General features: G+C 40.4%; 12 protein-coding genes. 8 read left to right on the top strand and 4 right to left on the bottom strand.

Annotated elements, in window-relative coordinates; all coding sequences use genetic code 11:
• Positions 1-99 precede the first annotated feature (99 nt).
• Genes ACWU4D_RS01525 through cap3 form a run of 4 tightly spaced genes read left to right on the top strand, consistent with a single transcriptional unit; the run spans position 100 to position 4757 of the window.
• The gene (locus ACWU4D_RS01525; protein ID WP_456049609.1) at positions 100-1194 is read left to right on the top strand and encodes a CBASS cGAMP-activated phospholipase; all 1095 of its coding nucleotides are present in this window, start codon (positions 100-102) and stop codon (positions 1192-1194) included.
• Complete coding sequence (locus tag ACWU4D_RS01520; RefSeq protein ID WP_456049608.1) at positions 1191-2516, top strand: CBASS cGAMP synthase; 1326 nt, start codon at positions 1191-1193, stop codon at positions 2514-2516. Before ACWU4D_RS01525 ends, ACWU4D_RS01520 begins: the two co-directional genes overlap by 4 nt.
• A 5-nt stretch (positions 2517-2521) precedes the next feature.
• Positions 2522-4300 (top strand): ThiF family adenylyltransferase, encoded by a 1779-nt coding sequence (locus ACWU4D_RS01515; RefSeq protein WP_456049607.1) that lies wholly within the window; start codon positions 2522-2524, stop codon positions 4298-4300.
• Complete coding sequence (cap3, locus tag ACWU4D_RS01510) at positions 4290-4757, top strand: CBASS system CD-NTase/cGAS isopeptidase Cap3 (RefSeq protein ID WP_456049606.1); 468 nt, start codon at positions 4290-4292, stop codon at positions 4755-4757. Before ACWU4D_RS01515 ends, cap3 begins: the two co-directional genes overlap by 11 nt.
• 207 nt (positions 4758-4964) lie before the next feature.
• On the opposite strand, the gene ACWU4D_RS01505 is transcribed toward cap3, so the two are convergent.
• Positions 4965-5837, bottom strand: a complete 873-nt coding sequence (locus ACWU4D_RS01505) for a LysR family transcriptional regulator (protein WP_456049605.1) — start codon at positions 5835-5837, stop codon at positions 4965-4967.
• A 100-nt stretch (positions 5838-5937) separates the two neighbouring features.
• Between ACWU4D_RS01505 and ACWU4D_RS01500 the strand changes: the two genes are divergently transcribed.
• Positions 5938-6549, top strand: a complete 612-nt coding sequence (locus ACWU4D_RS01500) for a LysE family translocator (protein ID WP_456049604.1) — start codon at positions 5938-5940, stop codon at positions 6547-6549.
• 289 nt (positions 6550-6838) lie between these two features.
• Here ACWU4D_RS01500 and ACWU4D_RS01495 read toward each other — a convergent pair whose 3' ends face one another.
• A complete protein-coding gene (locus ACWU4D_RS01495; RefSeq protein ID WP_456049603.1) occupies positions 6839-7411 on the bottom strand; it encodes a GNAT family N-acetyltransferase in 573 nt (190 codons plus the stop codon).
• A 323-nt stretch (positions 7412-7734) separates the two neighbouring features.
• On the opposite strand from ACWU4D_RS01495, the gene ACWU4D_RS01490 reads away from it, so the two are divergent.
• From ACWU4D_RS01490 to ACWU4D_RS01480, 3 genes are read left to right on the top strand one after another with little or no spacing between them, the layout of a single operon-like run.
• Positions 7735-8532, top strand: coding sequence for a transporter substrate-binding domain-containing protein (locus ACWU4D_RS01490; protein WP_456049602.1), 798 nt, complete (start codon positions 7735-7737; stop codon positions 8530-8532).
• 60 nt (positions 8533-8592) lie between these two features.
• Entirely contained in the window at positions 8593-9540 is a 948-nt protein-coding gene (locus ACWU4D_RS01485) for an amino acid ABC transporter permease (RefSeq protein ID WP_456049601.1), read from the top strand.
• 22 nt (positions 9541-9562) lie between these two features.
• Positions 9563-10288 carry an amino acid ABC transporter ATP-binding protein gene (locus ACWU4D_RS01480; protein WP_456049968.1) on the top strand — a complete coding sequence of 242 codons (726 nt, stop codon included), beginning with the start codon at positions 9563-9565 and terminating at the stop codon, positions 10286-10288.
• Between the two features lie 134 nt (positions 10289-10422).
• Here ACWU4D_RS01480 and ACWU4D_RS01475 read toward each other — a convergent pair whose 3' ends face one another.
• Positions 10423-11388, bottom strand: coding sequence for a LysR substrate-binding domain-containing protein (locus ACWU4D_RS01475; RefSeq protein ID WP_456049600.1), 966 nt, complete (start codon positions 11386-11388; stop codon positions 10423-10425).
• Positions 11389-11453: 65 nt separating this feature from the next.
• Positions 11454-12386, bottom strand: coding sequence for a LysR family transcriptional regulator (locus ACWU4D_RS01470; protein WP_456049599.1), 933 nt, complete (start codon positions 12384-12386; stop codon positions 11454-11456).
• Positions 12387-12418 lie beyond the last annotated feature (32 nt).

Below are 12418 nucleotides of genomic sequence, written 5' to 3'. Positions count from 1 at the left end.
GTGTTTAGTTGATATCTAAGCGTCAATATATGGATAGGTACTATAAGTACAGATGGCATTTATAAAGTACTCAAGTAACATCAGATTAAAGGAAAATAAATGAGCGACAACCTCCTTCCCTCAAATGCAGTCCGAGTCTTGAGCCTCAATGGCGGAGGCGTCCGAGGCCTTTTTACTATTAGCGTGTTAGCTGAATTAGAGCGAATCCTTGAAGAGTCTTCAAACGAGAAGACGATTAAGATTGGTGACTACTTTGATCTGATCACAGGTACATCCATAGGAGGACTTCTCGCTTTAGGGTTGGCCGAGGGAAAATCTGCACGAGAGCTAAAAAACGTTTTTTATAGTAAAAGCGATAAGATATTTCCTCAGCATAAATGTTTCAATAATCTACTAAAAACAATCAAGAAAGCGTTTGGTGCCACTTATAAAACTGGGCCACTAAAAGAAGCCATTATTGAAATGATTGGGGAAAGCACAACATTTAACGATCTTGATAGGCGTGTAATGATCCCTACTGTCAACTTATCAACGGGGCGTCCTCAGTTTTTTAAGACACCACATAACCCAGATTTCACTCGTGATGGCCCTTTGAAGTTGGTGGATGCTGCTCTAGCTACGTCTGCTGCACCTACTTATTTCGAACCATATTTTTGCGAAGACCTTAAAGCGTACTTTGTTGATGGGGGGTTGGTTGCAAACAATCCTAGCTTTGTAGGGTTGCATGAGGTTTTTGGTGATATGAAAAGTGATTTTCCAGATGCTTCATACTCAGATATCCATGTTATGAATGTTGGGACTATGGGTGAAGAATATGCACTTAGTCCGAAACTATTGAGAGCAAAAAAGGGTTACCTAGGGATGTGGGGGTTAGGAGAGCGATTAGTTCTTACTACTATGACCGCTAATCAGATTTTACATCAGTTTATGCTATCAAGAGAGTTGAGTGTGCACGGTGCCATTGGCAATTATATTAGCTTAGATAGCCGAGTCCCAAATGAAGCAGCAGGAGATATTACACTTGATAACTCTAGTATTGAAGCGCTAAACAATTTGGCTTCTAGAGGCAAGCAGTTGGCAAATGAAGAGTTTGCAAAAGATAAACGGCTAAAATTAATTTTTTCTAAACCAGCTGAACCATTTAAATCTAAAACGAGGGCTGATACCTCAAACGAAAAAGGAACATTAGCATGAATTGGAATCTACACCATTACTACACTAATCGAACAGACGGTTTAATGGGTAAACTTCTTCTCAATAAAGAAGAAGATGAAAAGCTATTGTATCTTCGTAATACTGTCCGGAAGCGCATTACAAGTGTCTTTGAGGAAGTTGGGGCTATAGCCAAAGAGCAGGCTGCGTTTAGCCAAAATAGTGACTATCTGTACACTCGTCTACAAAAGACAAATCTTCAATATCTTACCCAACAAAAAATCATTGAAGCAAGCAGTTTGTTGAGTCAAATGGACAGAGATACCTTAAAGGAGCTTTCAATCTTAAAGCCTAGATTTTGGACTCAGGGTAGCTTCAAATACAAAACTTTAAACCGCCCTTTTCACCCAGGTCAAGAAATGGACATTGATGATGGAACCTATCTTCCAATGACTTTCTTTGAGTCTGAACCAAAGATTGGCCACCAACTCTTAACTCTTCTGATTAATGCTTCCCTTAAATCACTTGTTGAAGAAAGTATTGGCTGGGAGTTCGATAGCAAACGAACTTGTGCTCGTATAAAAATCCCTCAAGAGCGAACACACATTGATGTGCCAATGTATGCAATCCCAAAAGAACAGTTCTTGCAAAAAGAAACTGCCATGCTTAAGGCGTTAAATAATCGTACTATGTATGAGTCAGCGGGGATGGAAGCATATGGCTTTATACAAGATTCAGCTGATGACCTAGAGTATGAAAAGTTAGACTCTGAAAATGTAAACCTTGCTCTTAGAGATGGAGAACCTGGTAGTCCTAAGTGGATGAATAGTGATCCGAAGATTGTTGAAGATTGGTTTGAAGGCGAGTGCCGCCGTATAGGCAAACATTTGCGAAAAGTATGCAGGTATATGAAAGCTTGGCGTGATGCACAATGGCAAGTTGGTGGCCCATCGTCCATCAGTTTGATGGCTGCAACGGTTGAAGTTTTGCAACAACGCTCTGTTGACGCTCAAGATATGGGAGAGACAATGAAGGTTGTTGCTGACAACTTATACCAAGAGTTTCTTAAAGGGGTTGAAAGTCCAGATGACACTGATGAAAGACCATTATTTCCGCCAGAAAGTCAGCATACCAATAGAGAGCGAGATATTGTTGGTAAGTTGAGGTTATTACCTGAACAACTAAGAGAAGCAGAAAGTGCTGAATCAAAAAGTGATGCTCTATCTAAATTGTCTTTAGTTTTCGGAGAGCGAGTTTTTGACAGAGAGCTTATTAAGCATAAGGCTGCCGCTCCTGCATTTAGTCAGGAACCAACTCAAGCAAACTCTTCTACACAAATCAGTTCTTCAATGGTGAGTGGATAAATATCGTGAGTATTACTCATCAGGCTCTACTTAAGCTTGGTTATAGTTACAGACCTATAAACCGTTTAAGAAAAGAATCCTTTTTACATAAATACTCCATTTTAGGTGGGGTATATATAAAAAGATACGATACAAAGTATGGTGCGTTTGAAGTTGCAATGATACAAGCGAGTGACCCACATATTGAGCTACCAACTGTCTTTGTAATTGAGATGCCGCTAGCTCTCAAAGGGCGGCTAATCCCTCATATATCTCATGAAGGCTACCTGTGTTACGTTGAACAAATGGAAGCTGACTGGAATCCGAATAACTTAGTTGAACTATATAAAACTGTAGATCTTCAGATAAAGACAACACTGGATATTGCAGTAAATGCTACGAACAATGATGCCAAGGGAGACAAGGAGCTTGATAATGAATTTGTATCTTACTGGTCTTCTACTGCCGAATTATATTCACTCAGCGAACTTCGAAGACACTCCACTTACACATCTGTGTTAGCAAGAGCGACAGGTAAAGAAAAGCTACGGTCAAGTGAGTATATTACCGTAGAGGTTGTTAAAAAAGAGCATGACTTACAGAGCAATCAGTACTTACAAAGCTGGCTAAATCAAAGAGGCTTAGAGTTGGTTCGTCCTGAAAGCCCCTCGATAAAAACTCATTATGTCTGGGTTCGTCCAAATCGGTTATCCGGTGTAGAGTGGCCGCCTCAAGATCTTAAAGAGGTGCTATCTTGGCTTGAGCTAGTTGATCTCAGCGCAAGAGATCATCTTGTTCGATGCCTATCTAACTCAAAAGCAAAAAGAAATATTGTAGTGCTTGATATTGAGAAGCAAGATCCGGTTTCCCTTTATCTAGAGATAGATGTCAATAGTATTGAGTGCCAGTTTAGTTCGCGGAAAACCCGAAGAAAGAGGAAGAAAACGTCTTTCAAAAATCTGATCGGAATTATGTCTAGAAAAGGTTTTTGCTCCAAGTTCGCTCGGTTATCAATTACTAAAGCGGATAAATCCGCCATATTAAGCCGTAATCAACAGAGGGAGTTTGAGTTAAGCTCAAAAAGCATTGCTCTAATTGGGTGCGGTACAATAGGGGGATATTTAGCAGAGTTGCTCGTTCGAAACGGAGCTGGCTTAGATGCGAAATGCTTACATCTCTATGATAGAGATACTCTAAAGCCTCATAACTTTTCTCGGCATACACTTTCTGTATCAGACTTTGGGAGCAATAAAGCCTCAGCTCTAGCTAAAAAGCTTAAGAACTCTACACACTTAACTAAAAATATTTCTGGATTTGATAGTAATTTTCCTATCAATGAAAGAACGCTTAGTAAGTACGATATTGTTATTGATGCAACTGGTCGCCCCCCTGTATCAAAGAGGCTAGCATGTGTTGTTCGTCAGATATCAGTCAAACGGCCTACTATCGTTCATGTGTTCAATGATGGTAATGGTAGAGCAGCTAAGGTTTTAGTTGATGACAGTCTGAGTTGCTATGGGTGTATGACGGTTGATAAGAGCATCCACCAAGACCATATCGACATGCGCTTTAAAGACCTAGACCTGTCTAAAGAAAAAAAAGTCAGCTGTGGAAATACTTATACAGTTTATGACGCTGGAGTAAGCCAGATTTCTGCAGCTATGGCGCTGGAGGCCGTACTAAATACTCTTAATGCAAGCACACCTTGGACTTACAGTGAGTTTATCTTAGACCCTCGCCATCGTACCGGAAAGAGAAAGGTACTGCAGCCTCAAATGCAATGCGTGATATGCAATGAAGTTTGAGAGAGAGCTTACGTATCAAGATAGCAATGGACACCTCGTCGTAATAACTGAACATGTTTTAGCCGTTCTAGAAAAATATAGACAAACTGAAATGCAAGATACTGAAGCAGCAGGTGTACTACTTGGTGAACAAAGAGGCCAGCATATAGTTATTACTGATCTGTCTGAGCCCGGATTTGGTGATCTTAGACAGAGAAACCTAGTGGATAGACGAGGCAAACACCATCAACAGAAAGTAGATAATTGTTTCCAGTTGTCTGAGGGAACGGTTAATTATATCGGAGAGTGGCATACTCACCCTGAGGACTTCCCTCAACCATCGCAACAAGATAGGTCATCATGGTCAGCACACCTCAAAGACGGAGCACCTAAGATAGTTCTCATTGTCGGGATAAAAGATTTTTGGATCGGAAAGATGAAAGGGACTAGATTATCAAAACTTTTCTCTCGCAGGTAATCGAATGAGTTTTGTTTATAGATCTTACAAGGTACTGAAACTTGGATTGGGGCAAAATCATGTTAGCCAATCCGTTGTTTCAACAAGTCTCTGGAAATTACCGAGGCGCTACGAGATGAAGAGCCCTCTCTTTTATATAACGTTTTCTAGTCCAAACCGCGCGAGTCGCCTACAAATAGCAGATCAGATTCACTCAACCACTACAAATTACGAACCTAGAGTTTCAGGCTGAGATAAGGACATTGTCTTTTCTAACCAGTGTAAGAACTCCATTTCATTGCTTCCCAGTCTTTCTGTATGGCTAAGCAGCACATAACCATGTCCAGATTGAGTAAACCCAAATGGAGCCACTAGTCTTCCACTTTTCAAGTCATCGACGATCAAAGGATATGACCCTATAGCAGCCCCTAAACCGTCAACTGCTGCTTGTAAGCAGAAATAGAAATGCTCAAAGGACTTAGACTTATTTATATTGAAGGCTTGTGTTGAGTGTAATGACCAATCCGACCATGCAGAAGGTCTCGTTTCACTATGAAGCAGAACAATGTCATCCAAGTTGCGCTTAACTTTGTTCCAATATTCAGGAGAAAAAACAGGGCCAACCCACTCATTGACTAAATTGTGTGTTGTATATTCTGGGCTAATATCGAAGTCATCGCGCCGAATAGCTAAAGATAAACCTGATTCATCTAAATCGACGGGCCCTCCTGCTGTTGATAGTCGAACATCAATACCCGTAAGCTGGAAAAAACTGGTCAGCCTAGGCATTAGCCACCGCATAGTTAACGTAGGCTCACAGGAAACTTCAAGATGCTTGTTGCTTTCACTCGTTAGCTTCTTAATTCCATTATCTAGAGCATTAAACGCAATATCTGTGTACTCCTTGAGTAACTCACCTTCTTCCGTGAGATACATTTTTCTACCTTGTTTGTAAAACAGTAACTGCGACAAATGGCTTTCTAGCAATTTAATTTGCTTACTCACTGCGCCGTGAGTGATATGAAGTCTTTCTGCTGCTTCACTATAACTCGATGACTCTGCCGTAATATGAAATACATGGAACGCTTTTAAATGTCTCATCTGTGACTTTTTCTCACACTTAGGGTGCCTTTTTTTCGATTATAACTTACCAATAAATCTATACAATTATTTTAAATAATATGAGTAATTAGGATAGAAAATGGAATTATTAAGTTTTGCAGTATTTGGGGTTTTAATCGTAATAAGCCCAGGCGCTGACTTCGTTTTAGTATTTAAAAATAGTGCACTCTTTGGCAGAAAATCAGGCATATTGACGGCGATTGGGATAGGAGTTGGCGTTTGTGTTCATATTACCTATTCTGTAATCGGGATCAGTCACTTAGTTTCACAGAATGCTATTTTATTTAGCATAGTGAAGTATATTGGTGCTGCGTATTTAATTTATCTTGGTGTGACAGGGTTAGTCAGTTCTAAGTTGAAATTAGACGATCAAAACTCGACAGACCAACCCTTACATACTCGAAAGTACATATTTCAAGGTTTTTTGTGTAATGTATTGAATCCTAAAACAATGCTTTTCTTTCTAAGCGTCTTTAGCCAACTCATCTCATCCAATAATGACAGTATGCCTTTCGTCATTAGCTATGGCTTTTACATTGCGCTTCTACATATGGCTTGGTTTTGCATAGTCGCTTACCTAGTCACCTCTGTGCACGCAAGTCACATAATTAAAAAGTTGAGTCATAGAATTAATCAGGCGTGTGGTTTGGGTCTCATTGCTTTTGGTGCAACATTATCAATAAAGGCCTAAATTCCAACTCTCAAATAATAAGGAAATATTGTACTAGTACACTAAATTTGAACACTTAGATCGAGGTGTAAGCCGACTTTACTTTGAAAAGTATGTAGTTACGTTTGAAGCAGACTGATTAGGTATTAAAGCCACTGTGATAGTGGCCTTTTTCTAGAAATATTATTTAATGCCAGTGAACCGATCCAGTCAGGCTATCCTTCTAGCAACATTGCCCAGTTGGAGGCCTTTACGACAACCTCCACCATAAGCCATTACACTATTTGCAAAAAACTAAATGGTATGTCGATCATCTTACTCCATGTGGGGCTAAGCAATGAATTTTGACCCACTCTGTACGGCTAAGCCCATAAATAGCATGATCGACAACCTTACCATTTAAGTTTTCTGCTCTTGTGACAACACCTTCTAAATTGAATTGAAGACGCTTACAAATATTCCGACTAGGGTTATTTTCAACAGCGACCGAAATTTGGACCTTTTGCATATCTAACTCGGTAAAAGCAAAGTCGACCAATTTAGAAACCGATTTACTCATTATCCCTTTACCTCGATAGTCACTTCTCAACCAATAGCCAATCTCAACTTTTTGTAATGAATGATCGATGCTATTAAAGCTAATATTTCCTACCAGCTGTTCGTTGTACATCACCGCACATACAAGAGATTTTCCGTCTGCATAGTCGTGTAGTGAACGCTTAATAAACCTAAGGAAGAACTCTTCATTTTCAGCATGAGCCGGCCACGCGAGCCACTCACTCAAGTATTCTTGCTGCTTTGATACGATATCAAAATATAAAGGAGCAAATTTAGGTTCTATGAGCGCTAATTCTAAGCCTTGCTCTACTTCTAATGTAAACATGATTTTTCCTCAAAAACATAACATTTCTATTCGCCAGCCAGCTTATTTCTACCACCCATATCCAGTTTAAACACGTTTTGTTATCTAGAAAAAGTCGCTAAAGCTCACCATCAAAGCTAGAGCAAATAACTGGATATCATCACAAACAGCAGACATATTGCTCAAACAACCACCAGAATGCATATAAATACACTGAGAGATCAATATTTAAATAATAATATTAAATATAATACATTTTTATTCCGCTAAAATGAAAATTTATGCAGATAAATGAATAATCATTCATACCATATAGTATTTAAATATAACAAGGAATTGATAGAATGAAGGTGACATTAAATAAAGTTCTCGCTCTTGGTGCAATAGTGCTTTGCTCTGCTACCGCAAACGCGAGTGAAGGATTGGATCGCATTGCCGAATCTGGTGAGCTACGCGCATGTTTTGACGCTGGCTACATGCCATTTGAAATGAAATCAAAAAATAACAGCTACGTAGGTTTTGACATCGACTTAGGTAAAGTGATGGCAAAAGAGATGGGCGTAAAATATGTGCCAGTGAACACCGCGTGGGATGGCATTATTCCAGCGCTTATCACAGGTAAATGTGACATGATCATTGCGGGCATGACTATCAATGCGCAGCGCAATATGAAAGTGAACTTTTCAGACCCGTACATCATCGTTGGTCAATCTATTATTCTTAACCCAAAGCTAGAGGGTAAAATAAAGAGTTATAAAGATCTGAACACGTCTGAACACACGGTAACCAGTAAGCTTGGTACAACAGGTGAAGTGGTAGTTAAGAGAATGCTTAGCAAGGCGAAATATAACGCATTTGAAACAGAAACCGATGCCGCAATGGAAGTCATCAATGGTAAAGCCGATGCCATGATTTATGATATGCCATTTGTCTCTATCTATGCCGCTCAAAATAGCGATAAAGTCGCATCAATACTTGAACCCTTCACATTTGAGCCACTCGGTATCGCAGTGAAACAAGGCGATCCAGATATGCTTAACTTTTTAAATAACTTCCTTCGCCAGATCAAAGGTGATGGTACTTATGATCGCATCTACGACAAATGGTTCAAGAGTGACGCTTGGTTAAAGCAAATTAAATAAGTTCATTAAGCCAGATACTTTGTGTGTCTGGCTACTTGTCACGTTTATCTTGGTATTAAAATGCAATATAAAAAAAGCAACTGGAAGTGGACGGTACTATTTATACTCTCCTTGCTCGCGGTTGGATATGCAGTCTATTCTGCATCGCAAAAGATTGATTATACTTGGCAATGGGGTCGAATTGTCCCTTATATAATCGATTCATCTCCGATAGAAACGATTGTTGAAAGTGATGGTGAGGTATCCATTAGTGATACGGGCATTATGACGGTCAATTTTGACAATGGTGATCCCGCTTTAGTGATTGAAGAAGCGGATGAAGTGTTTGTGAGTGATGGCGACATTGTTTTTGCCGGCGACAGAATCTCTAACGTCGATCAGCAAAGCATGGGAGTGCTATTAAAGGGTCTATTAATGACCATTAAGCTCTCTGTTATCTCTCTATTTTTCGCAATCATACTTGGTCTAATTGCAGCATTGATGCGTATTTCAGGTAATCCGCTCAACCGAAATTTTTCTTTCTTATATGTTGAAATAATTCGCGGTACACCACTGCTTGTTCAGATATTTATTGTCTATTTTTTCTTGGGAACCATTTTCGACCTAGATAGATTTACCGCTGGTATTACGGCATTGTCGATTTTTACCGGTGCATATGTTGCCGAGATCATTCGCTCGGGCATTCAATCTATTCCTCCTGGGCAGATGGAAGCCGCGCGCTCTCTAGGAATGAGTTACCCAAAGGCGATGACCTACGTTATCTTGCCTCAAGCCTTTAAACGTACCTTACCGCCAATGGCTGGACAGTTAATTAACCTGATCAAAGATTCATCACTGGTATCTGTTATCTCCATCACCGATCTAACCAAAGCAGGTCGTGAAGTCGTTGCCGGCAGTTTCGCCACCTTTGAAGTATGGTTTGCAGTCGCGGCGCTTTACCTTGTACTGACTTCCACATTGTCCTTTGGTGTTCAACGTATCGAGAAGAGGTTATCAAACAGTGACTAGAACTGAATATAAAGGCGAAGATATGGTGATCGCCTCTGGTGTCGATAAGATCTACGCCAATAATTGTCACGCCCTTAAAAAGGTCTCCGTTACAGTTAAACGTGGTGAAGTTGTCGTGATTATTGGCCCATCTGGCTCAGGTAAATCGACATTTTTACGTACGCTAAATCAGCTAGAAACCGTTTCTGAAGGCGAGATTATTATCGATGGGATCAATATGTATGACCCCTCTACCAACATTAATACGCTGCGTGAAAATGTCGGGATGGTGTTCCAATCATTTAACCTCTTCCCTCATCTAACGGTGAAGAAAAATGTCATGCTCGCTCCTCTAAAGGTATTAAACCAAGATAAAGAGCAAGTTGATAAAGATGCGGTAAAACTGCTTACACGAGTTGGTCTTGCAGACAAGGTCGATGTTTTCCCAAGTCAATTATCCGGTGGGCAGCAACAGCGTGTTGCTATTGCCAGATCACTGGCGATGAATCCCGATCTGATGCTATTTGACGAACCAACATCAGCGCTAGATCCAGAAATGGTCGGTGAGGTTCTCGATGTCATGAAGTCCTTGGCAGAAGAAGGGATGACAATGGTTGTGGTGACTCATGAAATGGGGTTTGCTAATGAAGTTGCCGACCGAGTATTGTTTATGGAAGATGGACAACTGCTTGTTGATGACACGCCGGAAAACTTTTTCGACAACCCTTCTCACCCAAGATTAAAAAAGTTCCTATCCAATATTTTGTGAGCTTAAAAAGTGATTCGCAACGATGCTGGAATTCAGCCATTGCACCTTACCTTCGTTGCTCTAAGCTAAGGTAACTAAGCAAAGGTGCAATGCCAGACGTTACGAATCACATTTAAATAGTCTGAACTGACACCCTACCGATACGTCACCAAATCTTTAAATCGTTCGACCAATTCTGCCTTACTCATTGTCGATGTTTCTTCAATAACGGAACGAGTTAAGTGCGGTGCAAATTTCTCTATAAAGTCATATGCATGTTTTTTTAAATACGTATTCTTGCTGTAACAGAGCCAAGCATAACAATCTGGAATTAAACCATCTAATGATCGGAAAGTAAGCGAATCATCCGCTTTATCTTTCGCAACGGAAGCAACGATTCCAACACCAAGACCTGTTTTCGCATATTCTTTAATTACTTCAACATTCATTGCGGTAATAATATATTCAGGATCTAACCCGTGAGCTTGGAACGCACTGTCGACGGCCATACGCCCTGTCGATTTGGGTTCGTAACTGATCAGTTTCTCTTTTGCGATTAAGTCTAGCGTGAGGTTTTCTTCTGTTGCGAGTGGGTGATCCGATGGCACAACAAGGCTCAGAGACCATTTGTAAACAGGTAACACTCTAAGATCGCTGTTTTCTTCAATATCCTGGGCGATAATAAACAAATCATGTGGGCCGGCATCTAAGGTATTGTTCGTTGAACCTGGCTCTATCGTTCCCATGTGTAGAGCGACTTTGGGATAGCGTTTGATAAAATAACCGACACTTTCTGGTAAAAGAAAATTCGCAATTGCGTTGGTAGTAAATATATTTAGACGACCTTTATCGGGCGATGTTAGCTCGGAAGAAATAGACTTGATTCTATCTTCGATATCGAGCATTTGGCATGCTTCTCGAATTATCTCTTGGCCAATTTCTGTTGCACCGGATAAATGCTTACCACTCCTTTCGAATATCTGAACCCCGAGCTCTGTTTCGAGTAAGCCAACTTGTTTACTTATACCCGGCTGAGAAGTAAATAACGTCTCAGCCGTTAACGATATATTGTATCTATTTCTTTGTATCTCTCGAATATAACGCAGTTGCTGGAGTTTCATTATCTATCCTCGTAATATATAGAGCTCTCTAGAATCTAAATTATTCACTATCAATAATAAAACAGCTAGCTTTTTGTCCCACAAGTGCAATTATCTTTGATATTGAAAGCTCCCATATTATCAATAATACACGCTTTCATTTCCTTCACCGACGCACTTTGTGCCTTACCTTTGCGGATAATTAGATCTACTGTCGTATCCAGTGAGTGCATTCCATCAACAGGTACCGTCGTAAAATGATGATTACGTAACTCTTTAGTCACACAGACTTGTGGCAACAACGTTCCCCCTAATCCCGCTTCAACGTATTGTTTCAGAGCCTCAAAAGAGTTGCATTCCATCGCCAGTTTTAGACGAATTCCCTGCCTAACTTCAAACAGGTCAATCGCTCTTCGGATGTCGAAAGTATTATTCAGAATCGCTAAGGGGATATCGGTTAACTGTTGAGATGAACAACGTTTAAGCTTTGCCCACGGGCTTGAGTTAGGAACAAGTAGACTCAGTTCCTGAAAACGACATGAATAAAGCACCTCAACTCTGGGATCTGGCTTAGCGTTGAGCAGTATTCCGATATCGGTTACATCGTGGGTGATGCGCTCAATGATGTCATCACCACCACCAACATGAAGAATGGTTTTAATTCCCGGATGTCGACTCGAAAACTTCGACAAAGCCGTATCAACAAAATCGGGAATAAAGCCGCCACCAATTGAGATTTGGAGCGTCCCTGTTTTTAGATTATCTAACTCTGAAAGTTCTGTAATGAGTATGTTTTGACGCAAGTTAACATCTCGAATATATTCCGCTAACCTTAATCCAGGCTCGGTAATTTTTATCCCTCGCCCTACTCGCTCCATCAACTTCACACCCAGCTTAGATTCAAGTTGAGCGACTTTGCGACTGATTGCCGACGGAGAAACGTGCAGTACTTCTGACGCAGATCGAACACTACCCGTATTGCAGACCACTTCAAAATATTTTAATGCACGATTATCCATCTTATAAATTCAGCCTAATCAATTGTCATTTA

The sequence above is a fragment of the Vibrio phycocola genome (genome assembly GCF_053850235.1).
The sequence above is the reverse complement of the archived record's forward strand: the minus strand, read 5'-3'. Positions and strand labels throughout refer to the sequence as shown.

Excerpts from the sequence above, each read along its gene's own strand:
- ACWU4D_RS01495 (WP_456049603.1), bottom strand. The coding sequence starts at position 7,411 with ATGTTTACATTAGAAGTAGAGCAAGGCTTAGAATTAGCGCTCATAGAA.
- ACWU4D_RS01480 (WP_456049968.1), top strand. The coding sequence starts at position 9,563 with ATGGTGATCGCCTCTGGTGTCGATAAGATCTACGCCAATAATTGTCAC.
- ACWU4D_RS01475 (WP_456049600.1), bottom strand. The coding sequence starts at position 11,388 with ATGAAACTCCAGCAACTGCGTTATATTCGAGAGATACAAAGAAATAGA.
- ACWU4D_RS01500 (WP_456049604.1), top strand. The coding sequence starts at position 5,938 with ATGGAATTATTAAGTTTTGCAGTATTTGGGGTTTTAATCGTAATAAGC.
- cap3 (WP_456049606.1), top strand. The coding sequence starts at position 4,290 with ATGAAGTTTGAGAGAGAGCTTACGTATCAAGATAGCAATGGACACCTC.
- ACWU4D_RS01525 (WP_456049609.1), top strand. The coding sequence starts at position 100 with ATGAGCGACAACCTCCTTCCCTCAAATGCAGTCCGAGTCTTGAGCCTC.
- ACWU4D_RS01520 (WP_456049608.1), top strand. The coding sequence starts at position 1,191 with ATGAATTGGAATCTACACCATTACTACACTAATCGAACAGACGGTTTA.
- ACWU4D_RS01505 (WP_456049605.1), bottom strand. The coding sequence starts at position 5,837 with ATGAGACATTTAAAAGCGTTCCATGTATTTCATATTACGGCAGAGTCA.
- ACWU4D_RS01485 (WP_456049601.1), top strand. The coding sequence starts at position 8,593 with ATGCAATATAAAAAAAGCAACTGGAAGTGGACGGTACTATTTATACTC.
- ACWU4D_RS01470 (WP_456049599.1), bottom strand. The coding sequence starts at position 12,386 with ATGGATAATCGTGCATTAAAATATTTTGAAGTGGTCTGCAATACGGGT.
- ACWU4D_RS01490 (WP_456049602.1), top strand. The coding sequence starts at position 7,735 with ATGAAGGTGACATTAAATAAAGTTCTCGCTCTTGGTGCAATAGTGCTT.